The organism is Arthrobacter sp. 01N442 (genome assembly GCF_056399345.1).
Genome location: NZ_JBFTRD010000004.1, coordinates 569865 through 589596, shown reverse-complemented (window position 1 = coordinate 589596; position 19732 = coordinate 569865). Strand labels below are relative to the sequence as shown.

Here is a 19732-nt window from a genome sequence, read left to right as displayed (position 1 = left end):
CCGAATCTTCCGGTAGAGTATTTACTCGTTGCCCCCCTAGCTCAGTGGTAGAGCGCGTTCTTGGTAAGAACGAGGTCACCGGATCGATTCCGGTGGGGGGCTCTGAATGAGGGCCTGCGTCAAGGCGGTTTTGACCGGCTTGGCGCAGGTTTTTCTCATTCGTGGCGGCGTAGCTCAGTTGGTTAGAGCGCACGACTCATAATCGTGAGGTCGGGAGATCGAGCCTCCCCGCCGCTACAGAATGACCCCGCAGGCCCAGCCTGCGGGGTCCTTTTGTTTTAACCCCCGCGTTGCTCTCTCACTTGTGGCTCTTCCGAGGCCCTGAGAACAACCCTAGGTGAGAGAGCAAACGGGCCGGAGGGCGGCGCCGGGGGTGCGGGGCCGGCACGCTTGGGACAGAATGGGACGATGACGCGAATCGCAATCATCGGCGGCCACGGAAAAGTGGCTTTGGAACTGTCCGGCATCCTCTCCAAGGACGGGGCAGACGTTACGTCCATCATCCGCAACCCGGACCATCGCGACGACGTGGCCGCCACCGGCGCCACCCCGCTGGTCCTTGACGTGGAGAACTCGACGACGGCGGAGATCGCCGCGGCGCTGGAGGGCCACGACGCCGTGGTCTGGTCCGCCGGCGCGGGCGGCGGCAGCCCGGAACGCACCTACGCCGTGGACCGGGACGCGGCTATCCGCTCGATGGACGCGGCGGACCAGGCCGGTGTCCGGCGCTACGTCATGGTCTCCTACCTCGGCGCCGGGCCGGACCACGGCGTCCCCGAGGACAACGGGTTCTACGCCTACGCCGAGGCCAAGGCCGCCGCGGACGCGCACCTGCGCGGCAGCGGCCTGGAATGGACCATCCTGGGCCCGGGATCCCTGACGGACGGCCCGGGCAACGGCTTGCTCGACGTCAACCCCTCGGATACTTCAGACGGCACCGACACCTCGCGTTCCAATGTGGCCCTCGTCGCCGCCGCGGTGCTGGGCCTGCCGCAGACCGCCGGCCGGACCATCGAGTTCCGCGACGGAACCCTGCCGCTCGCCGCAGCGCTGCAGACGGGGAGTTAGTTTCCGAGCTCTGACACCCCGATAGGGTGGTGGGGCGGCCAGCGCATTATTGACCGGGTCCTGGCCGCCCTAAATGCCCGGGGAAAGAGAGCCCATGGACCAGCTGGCCCTTATCGTCGGACTACTCCTCGCCACGGTGGTGGCCGTCGGCATCGGCGACCGGCTCCGCCTGCCGTACCCGGTCCTGATGCTGATCCTGGCCGCCTCGCTGACCTTCATCCCGGGCTTTCCGGAGATGGACATCGCGCCCGAGCTCATCCTGCCCATCTTCCTGCCGCCGTTGCTGTTCGCGACCGCGCAGCGCAGTTCCTGGGCCGTCTTCCGGGTCCGCTGGCGCACCCTTCTGATGCTCGCCGTCGCCCTCGTCGTGGTCTCCACCGCGGTCGTGGCCGGCGCAGCCTGGCTCATGATCCCGGGGATCGGCATCCCGGCCGCGATAGCCCTCGGCGCCATGGTGGCGCCGCCGGACCCGGTGGCGGTGGACTCGATCGCAGGGCGGGTCCACATGCCGCGGCGGCTCATCACGGTCCTGCAGAGCGAGGGCCTCTTCAACGACGCGGCGGCCATCGTCATCTTCCAGGCCGCCGTCGCGGCCTCGGTCTCCGGCACCAAGATCGGGCCCGGCGTCGTCTTGCAGTTCGTGCTCGGCGCCGCACTGGCGGTCGGAATCGGGATCGGCATGGGCTGGCTGACGAGCCTGATCACGCGGTTGGTGCAGTCGATGGTGGCCCGCAGCGCCGTGACGCTGGTGGTACCGTTCGCCGCCTACATCCTTGGCGAGGAGCTCCATGCCTCGGGCGTGATCGCCGTCGTCGTTACCGCGCTGGAGATCAAGCGGCATTCACGGCCCGAGGACGCCGCCGAACGCGTCACCCGCACAGCCTTCTGGGACGTGGTGGAACTGCTCGCCACCGGTCTCGCCTTCGGGCTGGTGGGACTGGAGATCCGGCAGGTCATCCGCGAGGAAGGTACCGCCGTCTTCGGCATGGCAGGGACAGCCGCCGTGGTCTGCGTACTGGTGTTCGCCGTGCGCTTCGGCTGGCTGGCGATGATGTCCGGCCTGGCCCGGAGCTCGAAGAACACGCTGCGCCCCACCTCCGCCAAGGAAGTCCTGATCCTCTCCTGGTGCGGGATGCGCGGCCTGGCGACGTTGGCACTGGCGCTGGCTTTACCGGTCACCTTGGCCGACGGGTCCCCGTTCCCGGCCCGCAGCGAGCTGCTGGTGATTGCATGCGCGGTGCTGCTGGCCACCCTCGTGCTGCCGGGCCTGACCCTGCCCTGGCTGATGCGGGTCCTGAAAGCCTCCGAGGACGGCTCCGTGGAGCGCGACGCCGCCCGGCTGCTGGCCTCCCGGGCCCAGCAGGCAGCCATCGCGGCGCTGAAGGACAACGAGTTCATGAAGGAACTGCCGCAGGAAAAGGTGGCCCTGGTCAAGGAGAAGATGACACGGCTGCACGCCGAACTCCTGGACGGCAGCCTGCGGAACGAGAGTGTCACCGAGAAACGCAAGCGGGGCCGCGAGCTGGCCATCGCCGTCCAGACAATCGCGCTGGACGCGGCGCGTCAGGAGGTCGTGGCTGCCCGGAATGAACCCGACATGGACCCCGAGGTCGCGGACCGGGTGCTGCGGCAGCTGGATCTGCGCACCATGATCATGCCGGAGTAACTTCCCCGGAACGGATCCGGCCGGGGCACAGCTAAGACCCAGCTAAGAGTCAGCCCGCGGGCACCCGGTCAGCGGGCCAGTTCCAGTTCCAGGGCGTTGGCTTCGACGAAGTCCAGGGCGTGCCGGATGGCGCCTACGGTGACGATCCTGTCGCCCAGCGGGGAGGCCGTGACGCGCGGGGGAGTTGCGGTGAAACGCGGCAGCGCGGAGGTGATGCCGGGGACCAGAGCGCCGGCCGAATCCGCGACGGCGCCGCCGATCACCACCTGCTCCGGGTTGAGCAGGCTGGCAACGGCGGCGATCACCCGGGCCATCCGTTCCGAAAGCCGGTCCAGGATGGCCAGGGCCGCGGAGTCCCCGGCGGCTGCATCCTCAAAGACGCGCCGGGCACTTGCCTCGCCGCCGGCTGCGGGTCCGCCGTCGGAGGCCTGCCACTGCCGGGCCAGGCTCGCGATGCCGTCGCTGGACCCGACGCCCTCAACCATGTCCAGGAATCCCATTTCGCCGGCACCGCCGCCGCGGCCGTGCAGCAGGCGTCCGGATTCCAGCACGCCTGCGCCGAGCCGCTCGCCGGCCAGCAGCACCACCAGGTCGTCGACGCCGGCGCCGGAGCCGCGCCAGCGTTCCCCGAGCGCGGCCAGGTTGGCATCGTTCTCCAGCAGTACGGTCCAGCCGTGCAGCTCCTGCAGGGCCGAGCGGAGGCCGACGTCGAACAGGCTCCAGAAGTGCTGGGCCGCCAGGACCTTGCCGCCTCGGTCCACCGGTGCGGCGATCCCGGCGCCCACGGCGAGCACCTTGGCCGGCACCTCGCCGGCGGCCTCCAGTGCCTGCCGGCAGGTCCGGTCCACGACGTCGACCCGCTCGGCGGCGGGGATGTCCGCGGCACGGAAACTGCCGCTGGCGCTGCCGAGGACCGTGCCCCGGAGATCCGCGACGGCCGCGGTGGTGGTGGCGGCGCCGATGTCGATGCCGAGGACCACGCCGGCCCGCGCCCGGAGCTCGAAACGCCGCGCCGGCCGGCCCTTCTGCGGGCTCCCGGCGGCGGGAGTGTCCTTGGCCGGGGCGCCGAGTTCCCTGATCCAGCCGCGCCGGATCAGGTCCTCACAGACGGCGATCACCGAGGCACGGGTGAGCCCGGTACCCGCCATCAGCTCCGTGCCGGTGGCCACCTCGGTGCTCCGGATGGCCGCCAGCACGGCCTGGGCGTTGACCCGGCGCAGCAGTTGAGGGGTCGCGGCGCCCTGCGGCTTCTTTGGAATCTTGACCTCCCTGTGAGCGCGGACCCATAATTGAACCGGCATTATATTTAGCTTGTATCTAAATTATCAGAGACCGCTTTCGTCAGACATCGCACCCCAGCCCGAAGGACTTATCTTGTCGAACACCGCCACGCTGGCAACCCTGTCCGGTTCCGACCTCGCCGCCGACCCCAACTGGTGGCGCCAGGCGTCCGTGTACCAGATCTACCCGCGCAGCTTCGCCGACTCCAACGGTGACGGCCTGGGCGACATCAAGGGCATCACCGCCAAGGTCCCGTACCTGAAGGCACTCGGGATCGACGCCGTCTGGCTCTCCCCGTTCTATCCCTCCGCCCTCGCTGACGGCGGCTACGACGTCGACGATTACCGCGACGTCGACCCGAAGCTCGGCACCCTGACCGACTTCGATGAGATGTCGGCCGCGCTGCACGCCGCCGGCATCAAGCTGATCGCGGACATCGTCCCGAACCACTCCTCCAACCGGCACGAATGGTTTAAGGAAGCCCTCGCGTCCCCCCGAGGCTCGGCCGCCCGCGAGCGCTACATCTTCCGTGATGGGCTTGGGCAAAACGGCGAGATCCCGCCGTCGGACTGGGAGTCCGTCTTCGGCGGCCCGGCCTGGGAGCGCATCACCGAACCCGACGGCACCCCCGGCCAGTGGTACATGCACATCTTCGCCAAGGAACAGCCGGACCTGAACTGGTCCAACCGCGAGATCCGCGACGACTTCCTCAAGACGCTGCGCTTCTGGTCCGACCGCGGTGTGGACGGCTTCCGCGTCGACGTAGCGCACGCCCTCACCAAGGACCTGACCGAACCCCTGCTGTCCAAGGTCGAACTGAGCGAGGCCAACAGCGGCACCGACGGCTTCGACGACGGCTCGCACCCGTTCTGGGACCGCGACGAGGTGCACGAGATCTACGTCGAGTGGCGCGAGGTCTTCAACGAATACAACCCGCCGCGCACCGCCGTCGCCGAGGCCTGGGTGCACGCGTCGCGCCGCGCCCGCTATGCCAGCCCCGAGGGACTGGGCCAGGCCTTCAACTTTGACCTGCTGCAGGCCGACTTCGACGCCGACGAGTTCCGCGAGATCATCACCCGCAACCTCGCCGAGGCCACCGAGTCCGGCGCGTCGTCCACCTGGGTGTTCTCCAACCACGACGTCGTCCGGCACGCCACCCGCTACGGCCTGCCCAAGGGCGGCGGCAAGCATGCCAAGGGCCAGGACGGCAAGGGCTGGCTGCTGGCCGGCGCCCCGGCAGAGGAGCTGGACGTCGAACTCGGGCTGCGCCGCGCCCGTGCCGCGACCCTGCTGATGCTGGCGCTGCCCGGCTCCGCCTACCTGTACCAGGGCGAGGAGCTGGGCCTGCAGGAGGTCGCCGAGATTCCGGACGCGGACCGCCAGGACCCCACCTTCTTCCGCAACAAGGGCGTCGAGATCGGCCGCGACGGCTGCCGGGTGCCGCTGCCCTGGGCCCCGGAGGGATCCTCCTTCGGCTTCGGCGACGGCGGCGCCCACCTGCCGCAGCCGGAGTGGTTCAGCCGCTACGCCGTGGCCGCCCAGGACGGAATCGAAGGCTCCACGCTGGAGTTCTACCGCAAGGCACTGAAGTTGCGCCGCGAACTGCAGACCTCCGAGGAACTGGAATGGCTGGACGCCGGCCACGCCAGCGTCCTGCACTTCCGCCGCCACGGCGGCTGGCAGTCCGTGACCAACTTCGGGGACGACGCCGTCGAGCTCCCGGCCGGCGAGGTGCTGGTCAGCAGCGGCCCGCTGGACGGGCAGCTGCTCCCGGGCAACACCACCGTTTGGCTTCGGTGAGCGCCGCGCCTACCCAGGAACTGATCTACGGCTGCATGGGCCTGGGTGGCAGCTGGTCGGCGGAGCCGTACTCGTCCGCGCACGTGTACGAGGCGGCTGCCGCCGTCGACGCCGCCCTGGACGCCGGCATCACCCTGTTCGACCACGCCGACATTTACCGCAGCGGCAAGGCCGAGGCGGTGTTCGGCGAGGTCCTGGCGCAGACCCCGGGGCTGCGCGAGCGGATCCGGCTGCAGACCAAGTGCGGCATCCGGCTCGGCGAGCAGGGGCTGGAGGCGTTCTACGACCTGAGCCGGGACGGCATCCTGGAGCGCGTCAACGAGAGCCTGGCCCGGCTGCGGACCGACTACGTCGATGTGCTGATGCTGCACCGGCCGGACCCGCTGCTGGATCCGGCCGAGGTGGCATCCGCCGTTTCGCAGCTCATGGCCGAGGGCAAGGTCCGGGCGGTGGGTGTGTCCAACATGTCCGCGCCGCAGATCGAGCTGCTGCAGGACCGGCTTGAGGTGCCGGTGGTCGCCAACCAGCTGGAGATGAGCCTGTCCGCGCGGGCCTGGCTGGAGAGCACAGTGCTGGTCAACCATGCCGAGGGCACTGATTACAGCTTCCCGCACGGCACCGTGGAGCACTGCGTCCGGCACGGCATCACCCTGCAGGCCTACGGCGCACTGTCCCGCGGGCTCTACACGGGGGCGCCCGCCGAGAATCCAAGTGCGGCGGAGGCGGCCACCGCCGAACTCGTGGCCGAGATGGCCGCCGCGAAGGGTGTCACGGCCGAGGCCGTGCTGCTGGGCTGGCTGATGAAACACCCGGCCGGAATCGCCCCCGTGATAGGCACCGCCAAACCGGACCGGATCCGGGCCTGCTCCGGCGCGGGCGAGGTGGCCGCGGCCATGACGCGGGCCGAGTGGTACCGGCTCTGGATCACGGCCCGGGGCAGCAACATCCCCTAGCCGCGCACCCGCCCACAGACCCACCCCCAACTGGCTCGCAGTTGTTGTCGTTCTCAGCCCTCTAAACGACAACAACTGCGAGCCAGTTGGGGCGCGGACGTGATTTTGGTCGTATTGGTCGCCCTTAACGGGTGTATTACTTGGCGGCGGGTGGCCCCGGGCGGCTAGCGTAGAGGCATGACCTCTACCACCACCGCCGGGATTGTCCGGCCCCAGCGCAACGTCCCGGCCGAAATCGCCCGCTCCTGGCTGCTGGTCAACGCCATGAAGCCGGAACTCTTTGGACAGTCCGCGGAGTCCCGCGCGGATGCCATCATTCTGGACATCGAAGACGCGGTGGATCCCTCCCAGAAGGACGCAGCCCGCGAGCACGTCGTGGACTGGCTGACCGCAGGCGGCAGCGCCTGGGTCCGGATCAACGACGCCACGAGCCCCTTCTGGGCCGACGACCTCGCCGGCCTGCGCGGCACCCCCGGCCTGCTGGGCGTCATGCTCGCCAAAACCGAATCCGCCGACCAGGTCACCGAGAGCTTCCACCGCATGGACGGTAAGACCCCGGTGATTCCGCTGGTCGAATCCGCCGTCGGCATCGAGGAAGCCAACCACATCGCCAAGGCCCAGGGCGCGTTCCGGCTGGCCTTCGGCTCCGGTGACTTCCGCCGCGACACCGGCATGGCCGCCACCCCGGAAGCCATGGCCTACCCGCGCGCCAAGCTCGTGGTCGCCAGCCGCGTCGGCAACCTGCCCGGCCCGATCGACGGCCCCACGGTCGGCACCAACCACCCGATCCTGCGCGAGCAGACCGGCATCACGGTGATGATGGGCATGACCGGCAAACTCTGCCTCGCGATCGACCAGACCCACGTGATCAACGAGGTCATCAGCCCCACGCCGTCCGACGTCGCCTGGGCCACCGACTTCATGGCCGACTTTGAAGCCAACGGCCGCGTGATCCGGGACGGCTCCGACCTGCCGCGCCTGGGCCGCGCCGAAAAGATCATGAAGCTCGCGGTAGCCTTTGGGGTGCAGCCGGCCCTGTAGCCGGCCCCCGACGCCGAGGAGACCCCGTGACCGATACCCGTTATCTGGTCCACGGGGTCTTTTGGGATGGCCACGCTGCCGCACCTGGACGGCCGGGCGCCGGCTCCGCGGCCCTGCGCCTGCAGGACCACTCGGGCGCCTTCACCGAGGTGGCGCTCGACGCCGGGACGCGGCTAGGGTTCCGGCTCGCGGCCGCGGGCAAGCACTGCCTGGGCCACCACAGGGTGCACGGCCCGGCGGACCGGGACCACATCCTCTGTCCGAGCGGGGCCGAAGCAGCCAGAGGCAGCCAGTGCGGGCCGTGCTTCGCCGTGGACGATTCCCGGCTGATCCATGACTTCCACCGCGGCGGGGGAGTCCCGCCCGGGCTGCGCGCCTACCTGATGCAGCCGCACTGGCTCTACATCGCCACCTTCGCCAACGGCGCCAGCAAGGTGGGCACCGCCTCGAACCTGCGGAAGTGGCACCGGCTTGCGGAGCAGGGCGCCGTCGTCGCCCGCTATGTCGCCCGCGCCGATGACGGGCGGGTGGTGAGAATCCTGGAGGACCTGGTCACGCGCGACGCCGGGCTGCCGCAGCAGGTCCGCGCGGCCGCGAAGGCGGCGGGACTCACAGACCCGCCGCCCGGCGCCGGCCTCGACTCCCGGAATGCCGGGATCGCGGCCGGAGTCCGTCAACTCCTGCGCGGCACCGGGCTGGAGGGCTTTGAGGTCGTCGATGAACGGTGGCTGCGCCCCGGCCTGGCTGACGCGGCCTGCGCCCCGGCCGCCCGGCACGCCTACCCGCACAGCCTGGCAAGCGGCGCGCACGGCTTCCGGGTCGACTCGCTGAGCGGCAGCATCGCGTTGGCGGCGCTGGACGGCAGCGCGTTGGAATTCGTGGTGGACCTGGGGCAGCTGAAGGCGCGGATGATCGAAGCCGGCGATTACGGGTCCGGCGTTCCTGCGGTGCAGGAAGCACTGTTCTGAGGGGCTGCCGCCGGGTGAGCCGGTAGGCCGCGGACGCGGAGGGTGCGGCGGTCACCGGTAGACTGGCACGGTGCTGAACGAATTCTGGGCCACCGCGTCAACCACCTACAAGGTGCTCGTTTTCAGCGCCATGGGCCTGATTGCCGCGGGCATCATCCTCAACCTGGTCGGCAACAACTCGGGCAACCAGGGCCTTGCCTTGGCCTCGCTGGCCGTCATCGGGCTCGGGCTCATCCTGCACATCGCCGGAATCGTGGTCCGCGGCCAGACCATCCGGAAAAACCTCAAGCGTTAGCGGCGGCGTTCCGCGCCACGTGGCTGCGGGCGTGCTCCACGGCGTCCGGCAGGGTATCGAACAGGTGCTTGTGGTGCCGCAGTGACCGGATCACGCCGACATTGGTCACCAGATCCAGGTGCTGCGGCTGGACGCCCTTAAGCAGCACCGTGACCCCGCGCAGCTCCAGCGCCGAGATCACGTCGACCAGGGTGTGCGCCCCGGTCGCGTCGAGCATCCGGACCTGCGAGAGCCGAATGATCGCGACCTGGATGTCCTTGACCTGGCTGATCTCCTGCAGGACCCGCTCCGCTGCCCCGAAAAACATGGCACCGTCCAGCCGGAGGACGGCGATGTGCCCGTCGCCGGGAGCCGCAGGGCCCGGGATGTCTTCGCGCTGCACGCCACTGAGCGAGGCGAACTTGCGCAGCGTGAATACGGCGGCCGCGACCAGTCCGATCTCGATCGCCACGATCAGGTCGAACGCCACGGTGATCAGCGCTGTCAGGACAAAGACGAAGGCGTCGGCGCGGGTGGAGCGCAGCACCGCCGCCACGGTCTGCCGCGAAACCATGCGGGTGGCCGTGACCATCAGGATTCCGGCCAGGGCCGCCAGCGGTATCCGTCCCACCAGGCCGGCCGCGAGGTAAATGATGGCCAGCAGCACCAGGGCATGGACCACCGCCGCCAGCCGGGTCTTCGCTCCGGAGCGGACGTTGACGGCGGTCCGGGCGATGGCCCCGGTGGCGGGCATGCCGCCGAAGAACCCTGCCGCCACCGACGCCAGGCCCTGGCCGGTAAGTTCGCGGTCCGGGCTGTAGGTGCCGGTGGGCCGGCCGTCGGGGCCGACCATGCCGGCCGCGACCCGGGCCGAGAGCAGGGATTCGATGGCCGCGAGCATGGCGATGGACAGGGCGGGCATGAACAAACCGCCCAGGGACGCCGGGTCCAGTGCGGGCAGCGAGGGTGCGGCCAGGGAGTGCGGCAGGGCGCCGATCCGCGGTATGGGCAGGTCAAGCAGTTCGGCGGCCACGGTGGCCAGCAGCACCGCGGCCAGGCTGGCCGGGATGGCTTTGTTCAGCCGGGGCAACAGCAACATGACCGCGGCGACGCCGGCCACGATGGCCAGGGTCTGCAGCACAGCGGGCGCCGTGGCTTTGGCGGCGCTCTCGACGGCGGCCAGCACGGTGTTGTGGCCCGGCACGCCCGTTGTGCCGGTGGCCATGGGCACCTGCTGGAGGAAAATGATGGCGGCGATGCCGAGGGTGAAGCCCTCCACGACCGGCCACGGGATAAACGCGACGGCCCGGCCCAGGCCGCTGATGCCGAGGACGATGACCAGGAGTCCCGCCAGCACGGAGACCAGGGCGATGCTGCCGGCGCCGTGCGCGGCGACCACGGGGGCCAGGACCACCACCATGGCGCCGGTGGGCCCGGACACCTGGACGTGTGAGCCGCCCATGACGGCAGCCACCAGCCCTGCGACCACCGCGGTGATGAGCCCGGCCTCCGCGCCGACGCCGGAACTCACGCCGAAGGCGAGGGCCAGCGGGAGGGCAACGATGCCCACAGTGATGCCGGAGAGCAGGTCCGTCCGCCACGAGCCGCGCAGCCCGTCGTAGTCGCGGCGGGAGGGCAGGAACCGGGTGAGGGATCCCCGGGCGCCTCGTGCCGCCCCGGTAGCCGTCGCGGCGGTCATGACGCGGAACCCTGGAGCGGCGCGGCCGGCAGCTCCTGCGCCAGCCGGAGCTGTTCGCCGGAATCCGCCAGGCTGTCCAGCAGGAAGATCCGGGCGATGGCGAGCAGTTCGGCAATTTTCGGGTGGGCCAGCCGGTACGTCACGGCGTTGGCCGTCCGGACCGAGGTCACCACCCGGTGCCGGCGGAGCGTGGCCAGGTGCTGGGACAGGTGCGAGGCCTCCAGCCCGGTCTCGGCCAGCAGGTAGCTGACCGGCGCCGAGGTGTCCGGGGCCGCCGCCAGCAGTTCCAGCACCCGGATCCGTGCCGGGTGGGCCAAGGCCTTGAACAGGTTGGCCTTGATTTCGTACAAGGGGGTCTGTGCTGCGGAAATCACGGCGGTCCTGCGCTCTCCTGGCTGGCGGCCCGGCGGCAACGGGCTGCGGATTTATGAATTGATGTTTCCATCATATCGCTTGGATGCAAGACCCCGGTGCGGCGTCACGGGGAAAGCCGCGCGGAGGCAGGGCGCTAGGCTGGAACCATGACTATCAATCCGGATCTGCAGGGCCGCAGTTACCCTGCCGCAGAGGTGTACGACGTCGGCCGCGAGAAGATCCGCGAGTTCGCGCGCGCGGTCAAGGCCACCCACCCCGCGCACTTCGACGTCGACGCCGCCAAGGCGCTGGGCTACGGCGACCTGGTGGCCCCGCCCACGTTCGCGATCATCGTCGCGCAGCGCGCCGACGCGCAGCTGATCGAAGACCCCGACTCCGGCATCGACTTCTCCCGTGTCGTCCACGCCGACCAGCGCTTCGTCCACCACCGGCCGATCGTCGCCGGAGACCGCCTGGTCGCCGAACTGCACGTCGACGGCGTCCGCGCGATGGGGGGAGGCGCCATGATCACCACCCGCTCCGAGATCTTCGCCCTCGCCGGCTACGATTCCGACGGCGGCCGCGAAGCCGTCGCCACCACCACCTCATCCATCCTGGTCCGCGGAGAGGGACAGTAAGCCATGCGCCCCACACTTTCAGAACTCACCGTCGGCCAGGATCTCGGCAGCCGGAGCATCGAGGTCACCCGCACCGACCTCGTCAAATACGCCGGCGCCTCCGGCGACTTCAACCCGATCCACTGGAACGAAGCCTTCGCCACGGCCGTCGGCCTGCCTGGTGTGATCGCCCACGGCATGTTCACGATGGGCGCCGCCGTCCAGCTGGTCACCGACTGGGCCGGTGACCCCGCCGCCGTCGTGGACTTCCAGACCCGCTTCAGCAAGCCGGTCCCGGTCGCGGATACCACCGGGACGCCGGATGCCGGTGCGGTAATCGAAGTCAGCGGCGCCATCGGGGCGCTCGACGCCGATGCCGGCACCGCCCGCGTGGACCTCACCGTCGTCGCCGGCGGCCAAAAGGTGCTCATGAAGGCCCAGGCCGTCGTCAGGCTGGCCTGACCGGATGACTCAGCCGTGAAGGTGCGTACCGCCCAGCCCGCCGAGGTCACGCGGTGGCGCAACGCCGTCGTGGCAGCCTACGCCTTCAGCGGCATAGCCTTCGCCAGCTGGGTGTCCCGGCTGCCGGCCATCCGTGACGGCCTTGACCTCACGCCCGGTAACGTCGGCCTGCTGTTGCTCTGCATGACGCTGGGATCCTTTGTCTCGGTGTCCGCGTCCGGGCTGATCGTGCTGCGGTTCGGCTCCAAACAGACCATCCGGATCGGCAGCATCATGGTGGGTGCCGGCCTCATCCTTGCCGGCTTCGGAACGTCCGTCCTGGTCAACCCGCTGGCGGTCGCGGCGGGACTCGTGGTGGTCGGCCTCGGCACGGCCAGCTGGAACACCGCCTCCAACGTGGAAGGCGCAGCAGTCGAGCGCGCGGTGCGGCGGCACATCATGCCGCGACTGCACGGCGCATTCAGCCTGGGCACCGTGGCCGGCGCCGGCGTGGGGGCCTGGGCCGCCGGCGCAGGCGTTCCGGTCTTCTGGCACCTGGCCGCCGTCGGCCTGCTCGTCGCCGGCTCCGTGGCCACGGCCGCCAACTGGTTCCGTGCCGACATCACCCCGCTCGAGGCGCAGAAGGAGTTCACCCCCTCCGGCCCGGACACCTTCGAGGACCCCTCCACCGGACCGCTGCCCGTCATCAGCCAGGCGACCAAGGGCCCCGAGGAACCGCTGGACAACAAACGGCAGATCGCGCAGGCCTGGCGGGACCGCCGGACCCTGCTGCTCGGTGTCCTGGTGCTGGGGCTCGCCCTGGCCGAGGGCGCGGCGGGGGACTGGGTGGCCTTGGCGCTCGCGGACGGGCACGGCCAGTCCGACGCCGCCGGAGCGGCCGGTTACGGTCTCTTCGTCACGTTTATGACCGTGGGACGTTTTGCCGGCACCGTGGTGCTGGACCGTTACGGCCGGGTCCCGGTGATGCGCTGGTGCGCGGCGCTGGCCGTGGCCGGCCTGGGTCTGTTCGTCTTCGCTCCGGTGCCGTGGCTGGCCTTCGTGGCGCTTGCCATCTGGGGACTTGGCGCCTCGTTGGGCTTCCCGGTGGGCATGTCCGCCGCCGCGGACGACCCGGTCAAGGCCGCGGCTCGCGTGTCCGTGGTCTCCACCATCGGCTACGGTGCCTTCCTTTGTGGTCCGCCCCTGCTCGGCCTGCTGGCGGAGCACGTCGGCATCCTGCACTCGCTGCTGGCCGTTATGGTGATGCTCGTGGCCAGCTTCCTGCTCTCCCCGGTGGCCCGCAAAGCCGGCTAGGTCAGGCCCGGCGCCTTTCCGGGCGGGGTCCGGACCGGGCTAGGCTGGTGGGGTGACCCAGACTCTGCTTTCAGCCCTGACCACCGCCGGCGTCGGCGGCCCCGCCGCCAAGTATGTCGAAGCCCGCACCGAAGCGGAGATTATCGACGCCGTGCGCACTGCCGACGCCGACGGCGGACCCCTCCTGATCATCGGCGGGGGTTCTAACCTGCTGGTCGGTGACGACGGCTTCCCCGGAACGGTGGTGAAGATCGCCTCCGAGGGATTCACCGTCAACGCCGAAGATTCCTGCGGCGGAGTCGCCGTCGTGGTCCAGGCAGGCCACAACTGGGACGCCCTCGTAGAGCACGCCGTGAAGCATGCCTGGTCGGGCATAGAAGCCTTGTCCGGGATTCCCGGCGCCACCGGCGGGACCCCGGTGCAAAACGTCGGAGCGTACGGCTCCGACGTGTCGCAGACCATTGCCGCGGTGCGCACCTGGGACCGGGAACGCAACGCCGTCCAGACGTTCACCAATTCGGAGCTCAAGTTCGGCTACCGGGACTCCGTGCTGAAACAGACCACCACCAACGGGTCCCCGCGGTACGTGGTGCTTACGGTGGAATTCCAGCTGCCGCTGGGCCGGATGAGCGCCCCGATCCGCTACGCCGAACTGGCCCGGGCCCTCGGCGTCGAGCCGGGCCAGCGGGCCTATTCCAACGATGTCCGGCGCGAGGTGCTCCGGCTCCGGGCCTCCAAGGGCATGGTGCTGGATCCGTCGGACCGGGACACATACTCCACCGGCTCGTTCTTCACCAACCCGATCGTGCCCGCCGAGGTGGCGGCCGCGCTGCCCGAGGACGCCCCCCGCTACCCGGGCAGCGCCGAGGGGCTGACCAAGCTCTCCGCAGCCTGGCTGATCGACCATGCCGGCTACGGAAAGGGCTTCGGGCTCGAGCCGGACAGCGTCTCCGGCGGCCGCGCATCGCTGTCGACCAAGCACACCCTGGCCATCACGAACCGCGGCGGCGCCAGTGCGGCGGACCTGCTGGCCATAGCCCGCGAGGTGCGCCGCGGCGTCCTCGAGCGCTTTGGCATCGAACTGCACCCCGAGCCACTGCTGATCGGCATCGAGTTGTAAGGCACAGCAGCAGGCGGGCGCCTAGTTCCTGCCGCGGCGAGGGACCACCTTGCTGAAGAGCATGAAGGTGAAGCCGGACGCCGCGGCGCCCAGCAGGAAGACCTGGCAGAACGCCACGGACTGGGCGCTGGGCCCGCTCCGCAGCAGAAGCCCGGCGCAGGCGAACGCCACCGCTCCGGCCAGCAACGCCAGCGAACCGAGCAGGAAGCTGTGAACCGTGGCGGGGAACTCGGCCCCCGGGTCGGGCTCGGGTTCCCGGCGCTCGGCGTTCTGCAATGCCGAGGGCCGTGGCTGGATCATCGCAGCCGTGACAAAGCTGAGTACGGCTACTCCCATGGACGCGGCGGACACCGTCTGGAACGTTGTCATCATGGGGGAGAGGCGGGTGCCGCTGGCGATGGCGACGGCCAGTCCGGCAGCCATGCCGGCCGCGCTGGAGGCCCAGCCCAGCAGGGCCAGCCTCCTGCACAGGGGCCGCAGCAGCGGCCACACGTCACCCAAAGTCATGCATCCACTTTAATAAGGCCGGCTGGGCGCAGGCTGGGAGGGTGCGGGGCGGCAGCCGGATTCCGCCGGAGCGTCTGACCCCGGCCCTAGGATGAGGTCATGGCAGCACAGGTGCGCACACGATTGAGCCGGGCGGTGATGGGCCGGCTCCGTCTGGCCTCGCAGGGGCTCACCGGGCCTGGCTTCGAGTCCGTTCCCGGGTCGGTCCGGGCCATGACCGCCCTGCAGGCACAGGACCTCCAGGCTTCGCTCTGGGCGGTAGGGCAGCGCGTTCCGGGCTCCCGTGTGACCGACGTCCGTGCCGCGCTGGACCGCGGCGAAATCGTCCGCTCCTGGCCGATGCGCGGCACACTGCACCTCTTGGCGCCCGAGGACCTGAAATGGGTCCTGAACATCACCTCCGGCCGCCTCATCAAGAGCCTCGCCGGGCGGCACCGGGAGCTGGGCATCTCGCCCGCGGATGTGGACGCCGCCGCCGGCGCAGCGCTGCAGCGGGTCGGCGGCGGGGGCGCCGCCAGCCGGGCGGAGCTGTTCCAGGCCTTCGAGGAAGCCGGCCAGTCCACCGCGGGCCAGCGCGGCATCCACTTGCTCGCCCTGCTGTGCCAGCGGGCCCAGCTGGTCCAGGGCCCGCTGGCCGGCAACCAGCAGCTGGTGGTGGCCTTCGACGACTGGATCACGGACTCAAGGACCCTGGATCGGGCGGAGGGGATCGCCGAGTGGCTGCTGCGCTACCTGTGCAGCCACGGTCCCGCCACGGAGCGGGACTTCGCTTGGTGGTCCGGGATTTCGCTGACGGAAACCCGGGCGGCGCTGGCCGAGGTGCGGGCCCAGCTGGTGGAGCTGGAATTTGAGGAAAGAACCTACTGGTTGTCGCCGCAGACGGCGGCCCTGCTCGACGGCGTCGTGCCGGGCCAGCGCTCCGTGCTGGCGCTGCCGGGATTCGACGAGTTCATCCTGGGCTATACCGACCGGTCCATCGCCCTGCCGTCGCACCACGCGGACAAGATCGTGCCCGGCGGCAACGGGGTGTTCAAGAAGACCATCGTGGCCGGCGGCGAAGTGGTCGGCACCTGGGCGGGGCCCGGCAACGGCCGCGGCGCCGCCGTCGTGCCCGAGCCCTTCGACGCGGTTAACGGGCTGCGGCCCGCGGCCCGAAAATCCTTCGAGCTGCAGGCCGCAAAGTACCGGCGGTTCCTTGGGCGCTGAGGCTAAGGACGGCTAGAGCGTGCCGGTGGCGATGTTGAGCATGCGCCGCAACGGCTCCGCAGCGCCCCAGAGGAGCTGGTCTCCTACGGTGAACGCGCTGATGTACTCCGGGCCCATTTCGAGCTTGCGGATGCGGCCCACCGGGATGTCCAGGGTGCCGGACGCCGCCACCGGGGTGAGGTCGGCCATCGATGCTTCCTTGGTGTTGGGCACCACGGTGGCCCATTCGTTGTCCGCTTCGAGGAGCTTTTCGATCTCGGCGACGGAGAGGTCCTCGCGGAGCTTGAGCGTCAGCGCCTGGGAGTGCGAGCGCATGGCGCCGATCCGGACGCACAGTCCGTCCATGATGACCCGGTCCGCGTCGGAGGTGCCCAGGATCTTGTTGGTCTCCACCCCGGCCTTCCACTCTTCCTTGGACTGGCCGTTGCCGAGGTCGGCGTCGATCCACGGGATCAGCGAGCCGGCCAGCGGCACCCCGAACTGGGTGGCGTCGATGTCGGTGCGCTGGTGCGCCAGGACCTTGCGGTCGATTTCCAGGATCGCCGACGCCGGGTCGTCCAGTTCGCTGCTGACCTCGGCGTTGAGCGTGCCGAACTGGCTCAGCAGTTCGCGCATGTGCCTGGCGCCGCCGCCGGAGGCTGCCTGGTAGGTCATGGAGGTGCCCCACTCGACGAGGCCGTTCTTGAACAGCCCGCCCAGGCCCATCAGCATGCAGGAGACGGTGCAGTTGCCGCCGATGTAGTCCTTCACGCCGCCGGAGAGGCCGGCGTCGATGACGTCGCGGTTGATCGGGTCCAGCACGATGATGGAATCATCGTTCATGCGGAGGGTGGAAGCGGCGTCGATCCAGAGGCCGTCCCAGCCGCGGCTGCGCAGTTCGCCGTGCACCTTCTTGGTGTAGTCCCCGCCCTGGGCGGTCACAATGATGGGCAGCTTGGCCAGCGTCTCGACGTCGAATGCGTCCTCGAGCTTGCCGGCAGCGCCCGCCGCCGCACCTGCGATGGCCGGAGCGGCGCCTCCGGCGTTCGAGGTGGAGAAGAAGACCGGGTTGATGTTGGCGAAGTCGCCCTCGTCCTGCATGCGCTGCATCAGGACGGAGCCGACCATGCCACGCCAACCGACCAGTCCGACGGACGGGGTAGCTGCTGTAGTCATTGGGCCAGTTTAGACTTTGCGGCCGTCCGGCCGCAGTCGGTTACGTCACGCCGGCGAACGGTGCCCGGGCGTGCCAACTACTGCGAGACGTGCCCGGCTCCAGGCTCGGGCGCCTGCCGCTGCGCCCGCAGCCTTTTGGCCCGGTACTCGTCCCTTGCCATGCCGAAGGTATACCAGGCTCCGAAACCGCCGAACGCCGTCAGGAACAGCGCTCCCCAGAAAGGCTGCTCACCGCGGCCCGCGGGGGCCAGCAGGATCACCAAGGAAAGGATGACCAATAGCCCCATTACGGCAGTGAGGATTCCCATGCCCCACCAGGACCGGACCTGCACCTGGCCGCGGCCGGGAGAGAATCCGATTTCGTCCGCCGGATAGCTGTGCAGTTCGCCGTTGTCGGTCTTTCGCAGCACGCGCTTCTCGCCCCGCGCGAGCGCCTCCTTGTGCTCGGCATACACCTCGTCGTTGCGGCGTTCACGCTCTCGATCGAAGCTCACAGTTCGTCTTGTCGGATGGCGCGGATCTGGTCGAGAAGGGCAGCGTCGTCCAGGCCGGTGGTCTCGGTGATGTCCGGCTGCTGCGCGGTGGACGTGCCGATGGTCCATGACCCGTCACTGCCCTTTTTCACGTACAGGGTCCGCCCCGTGGGCTCCTCCCTGCGGCGGAGGGTGGCTCCGCCCTGCGGGTGGGTTTGCAGGTGCTGCTTGACGACCATCAAGTTGGCCTCGGCGGCGGTGACATCAGGCCGCTGCGCCATGGCCCACCAGGTGAAGTAGGCGCGCGGCTGGAACAGCAGATGGAGGTCATCGCTTTCCATGAAGATGACGCTGTCGCCACCCTCCGCCGTGAGCAGGGAAATCTCCATGCGGCGGCTTGCGGAACTCAGGACCGCGGCCACGGCGGCGGTGGGTCCGGCTACCGAGAGCAGGCCGTCGCTTTCGGCTTTGGCCAGCCCGCGTGCGACCAGGGAGGACGCGCCCGCGCTCACCATGTCCGTATCGCCCAGGTAGTTGCCCACCCTCAGCGCTTCGGCGCTAAGGGTCGCCGCTTCACCGCCCCTGAGGCTGGCGAGGGTAGTTATCTCGGCAAACCCGAAGCCGAGGGCATCCGGTATGGCGGTGCGCTCCGTTGCAGTTTCAGTCATCGTCGATACCTTTCGTTGTGAGCTCAGAAGCCGAAGAAGTCGCCGACTTTGTCGGCGGCGTCTCCGGCGCTGTCCCAGGCAGCCTCGGCGCCGTCGGCGATGGACTCGCCTACGGCATTAACAGCCTCATGTACCACCGGCACATTGTCGTAAATCGCGAGTGCACCGGAGGCGACCATGGCCGCGGTTCCTACCGGTGGCGGGGCAAAGCTTGCCACGCCCAGGCCCGCCTTGATTCCGGAGTAAATTGCGGCGCCCTTTTCACCGTCGCTGATGTGGTTGACCGTGTCCAGCAGGTCCAGGCCGACGCCGAGTCCGCCGAGGGCCTTCCCGCCGAACTCAAAGAATTTTGCGGCCTTGCCGCCCTCGGCAAGGTTCAGGGCCGTGTCCCACCTGCCGTCGAAGAGCTCGGAGGAGGTGTTGAAGAGCTGGCTGAACATGTTCGAGTCCTGGAATGCCTTTGCCACATTCCTGAAGTCCTTGGAGAAGAACTCGGAGACGCTGTCCGCCTTGCCGATGAAGTGTGCAAGGTCGAAGAGGCCGGCGCGGAGATTCGGCAGGGCCTTGGTCAAGCCGTAGATGTCCCAGCCGTCGCGGAAGGGGGAATTCGGATCCGCGAGCCAGTCGGGTCCCCACGGATCGTTGGAGCCGGACTGGCCCTGGCCGCCGGTGCTTCCGGTCGTACCGGCACCGGGTCCGCCGCCGGAGCCCGGAGCTGCATTGCTAGCCTTTTCCTGCTCGTCTGCCTGGCTCATGAGCCGCTTCGACTGTTCCTTCAGGGCGCGCGCGGTCTGCTGGATCAGGGCCCGGTGGCTGCCGTTCCACTCCGACTTGAAGCGGGCGCCGTCCGCGCCCTTCCACGAGGTGTTGTTGTTGATGACCGTGGACAGTGCCGTGGACTGCTGCAGCAGCGTGTCGGACGTCTTCCCGAAGTGCTGCGCGAGCACTCGCAACTGGGCGACGTCGGCGCCCCACACGTTTCCTGCCATGATGGCCCCCTTTTACGGGCAACAGCCTAACCGCTGCCGCCAAACCAAATGCATTCTGGCCAAATGCATTGTGGCCAAAGAATCTGACCCGCCCCAATCTAGCCGGGACGCGCAGACACCGCGATGGGGTGCTCTCCC

20 protein-coding genes and 2 tRNA genes are annotated in these 19732 nt (G+C 69.4%); 14 read left to right on the top strand and 8 right to left on the bottom strand.

Translation table 11 applies throughout. The annotated features are described in order from the left end of the window. Positions 1-30 precede the first annotated feature (30 nt). The 4 genes from AC1DNC_RS10185 to AC1DNC_RS10170 all read left to right on the top strand — a co-directional run bounded on the left by AC1DNC_RS10185 (position 31) and on the right by AC1DNC_RS10170 (position 2734). A tRNA-Thr gene (locus tag AC1DNC_RS10185) sits at positions 31-102 on the top strand. A 61-nt stretch (positions 103-163) separates the two neighbouring features. Next, positions 164-237, top strand: a tRNA-Met gene (locus AC1DNC_RS10180). 171 nt (positions 238-408) lie between these two features. Continuing rightward, the gene (locus tag AC1DNC_RS10175) at positions 409-1068 is read left to right on the top strand and encodes an SDR family oxidoreductase (RefSeq protein WP_476862418.1); all 660 of its coding nucleotides are present in this window, start codon (positions 409-411) and stop codon (positions 1066-1068) included. 94 nt (positions 1069-1162) lie between these two features. After that, positions 1163-2734, top strand: coding sequence for a Na+/H+ antiporter (locus AC1DNC_RS10170; protein WP_476862417.1), 1572 nt, complete (start codon positions 1163-1165; stop codon positions 2732-2734). Positions 2735-2802: 68 nt separating this feature from the next. Here the strand turns inward: AC1DNC_RS10170 and AC1DNC_RS10165 are convergent, their stop codons facing one another. Next, entirely contained in the window at positions 2803-4035 is a 1233-nt protein-coding gene (locus AC1DNC_RS10165) for an ROK family protein (protein ID WP_476862416.1), read from the bottom strand. A gap of 73 nt (positions 4036-4108) precedes the next feature. Here AC1DNC_RS10165 and AC1DNC_RS10160 point away from each other — a divergent pair, with 73 nt between their 5' ends. The 5 genes from AC1DNC_RS10160 to AC1DNC_RS10140 all read left to right on the top strand — a co-directional run bounded on the left by AC1DNC_RS10160 (position 4109) and on the right by AC1DNC_RS10140 (position 9072). Then, positions 4109-5815, top strand: coding sequence for a glycoside hydrolase family 13 protein (locus AC1DNC_RS10160; protein ID WP_476862415.1), 1707 nt, complete (start codon positions 4109-4111; stop codon positions 5813-5815). Next, entirely contained in the window at positions 5812-6768 is a 957-nt protein-coding gene (locus AC1DNC_RS10155) for an aldo/keto reductase (protein WP_476862414.1), read from the top strand. The genes AC1DNC_RS10160 and AC1DNC_RS10155 overlap by 4 nt, the downstream gene beginning before the upstream one ends. A gap of 177 nt (positions 6769-6945) precedes the next feature. Then, complete coding sequence (locus AC1DNC_RS10150; protein ID WP_476862413.1) at positions 6946-7809, top strand: HpcH/HpaI aldolase/citrate lyase family protein; 864 nt, start codon at positions 6946-6948, stop codon at positions 7807-7809. Positions 7810-7835: 26 nt separating this feature from the next. Continuing rightward, on the top strand, positions 7836-8777 hold the full coding sequence (locus AC1DNC_RS10145; protein ID WP_476862412.1) for a DUF2797 domain-containing protein: 942 nt from the start codon (positions 7836-7838) through the stop codon (positions 8775-8777). A gap of 70 nt (positions 8778-8847) precedes the next feature. After that, the gene (locus tag AC1DNC_RS10140) at positions 8848-9072 is read left to right on the top strand and encodes a DUF3188 domain-containing protein (RefSeq protein WP_476862411.1); all 225 of its coding nucleotides are present in this window, start codon (positions 8848-8850) and stop codon (positions 9070-9072) included. Here AC1DNC_RS10140 and AC1DNC_RS10135 read toward each other — a convergent pair. Continuing rightward, positions 9062-10750, bottom strand: a complete 1689-nt coding sequence (locus AC1DNC_RS10135) for a SulP family inorganic anion transporter (RefSeq protein ID WP_476862410.1) — start codon at positions 10748-10750, stop codon at positions 9062-9064. The genes AC1DNC_RS10140 and AC1DNC_RS10135 overlap by 11 nt on opposite strands. Further along, the gene (locus tag AC1DNC_RS10130) at positions 10747-11124 is read right to left on the bottom strand and encodes an ArsR/SmtB family transcription factor (RefSeq protein ID WP_476862409.1); all 378 of its coding nucleotides are present in this window, start codon (positions 11122-11124) and stop codon (positions 10747-10749) included. Before AC1DNC_RS10130 ends, AC1DNC_RS10135 begins: the two co-directional genes overlap by 4 nt. A 147-nt stretch (positions 11125-11271) precedes the next feature. On the opposite strand from AC1DNC_RS10130, the gene AC1DNC_RS10125 reads away from it, so the two are divergent. From AC1DNC_RS10125 to AC1DNC_RS10110, 4 genes are read left to right on the top strand one after another with little or no spacing between them, the layout of a single operon-like run. Beyond that, positions 11272-11742, top strand: coding sequence for an FAS1-like dehydratase domain-containing protein (locus AC1DNC_RS10125; RefSeq protein ID WP_476862408.1), 471 nt, complete (start codon positions 11272-11274; stop codon positions 11740-11742). A 3-nt stretch (positions 11743-11745) separates the two neighbouring features. Further along, complete coding sequence (locus AC1DNC_RS10120; protein WP_476862407.1) at positions 11746-12183, top strand: MaoC family dehydratase; 438 nt, start codon at positions 11746-11748, stop codon at positions 12181-12183. Positions 12184-12198: 15 nt separating this feature from the next. Beyond that, positions 12199-13476, top strand: a complete 1278-nt coding sequence (locus AC1DNC_RS10115) for an MFS transporter (RefSeq protein ID WP_476862406.1) — start codon at positions 12199-12201, stop codon at positions 13474-13476. Between the two features lie 52 nt (positions 13477-13528). Next, the gene (locus AC1DNC_RS10110) at positions 13529-14596 is read left to right on the top strand and encodes a UDP-N-acetylmuramate dehydrogenase (RefSeq protein ID WP_476862405.1); all 1068 of its coding nucleotides are present in this window, start codon (positions 13529-13531) and stop codon (positions 14594-14596) included. 21 nt (positions 14597-14617) lie between these two features. Here the strand turns inward: AC1DNC_RS10110 and AC1DNC_RS10105 are convergent, their stop codons facing one another. Next, complete coding sequence (locus AC1DNC_RS10105; RefSeq protein ID WP_476862404.1) at positions 14618-15103, bottom strand: hypothetical protein; 486 nt, start codon at positions 15101-15103, stop codon at positions 14618-14620. Positions 15104-15202: 99 nt separating this feature from the next. On the opposite strand from AC1DNC_RS10105, the gene AC1DNC_RS10100 reads away from it, so the two are divergent. Continuing rightward, positions 15203-16309 (top strand): winged helix DNA-binding domain-containing protein, encoded by a 1107-nt coding sequence (locus AC1DNC_RS10100; RefSeq protein WP_476862403.1) that lies wholly within the window; start codon positions 15203-15205, stop codon positions 16307-16309. A 12-nt stretch (positions 16310-16321) separates the two neighbouring features. Here AC1DNC_RS10100 and asd read toward each other — a convergent pair whose 3' ends face one another. The 4 genes from asd to AC1DNC_RS10080 all read right to left on the bottom strand — a co-directional run bounded on the left by asd (position 16322) and on the right by AC1DNC_RS10080 (position 19594). Next, positions 16322-17464: an aspartate-semialdehyde dehydrogenase gene (asd, locus tag AC1DNC_RS10095; protein WP_476862402.1), complete on the bottom strand. Its 1143-nt coding sequence runs from the start codon at positions 17462-17464 to the stop codon at positions 16322-16324. Between the two features lie 77 nt (positions 17465-17541). Next, positions 17542-17958, bottom strand: a complete 417-nt coding sequence (locus tag AC1DNC_RS10090) for a hypothetical protein (protein ID WP_476862401.1) — start codon at positions 17956-17958, stop codon at positions 17542-17544. Next, on the bottom strand, positions 17955-18605 hold the full coding sequence (locus tag AC1DNC_RS10085) for a hypothetical protein (RefSeq protein WP_476862400.1): 651 nt from the start codon (positions 18603-18605) through the stop codon (positions 17955-17957). Before AC1DNC_RS10085 ends, AC1DNC_RS10090 begins: the two co-directional genes overlap by 4 nt. A gap of 23 nt (positions 18606-18628) precedes the next feature. After that, on the bottom strand, positions 18629-19594 hold the full coding sequence (locus tag AC1DNC_RS10080; RefSeq protein ID WP_476862399.1) for a WXG100 family type VII secretion target: 966 nt from the start codon (positions 19592-19594) through the stop codon (positions 18629-18631). Between the last annotated feature and the right edge of the window lie 138 nt (positions 19595-19732).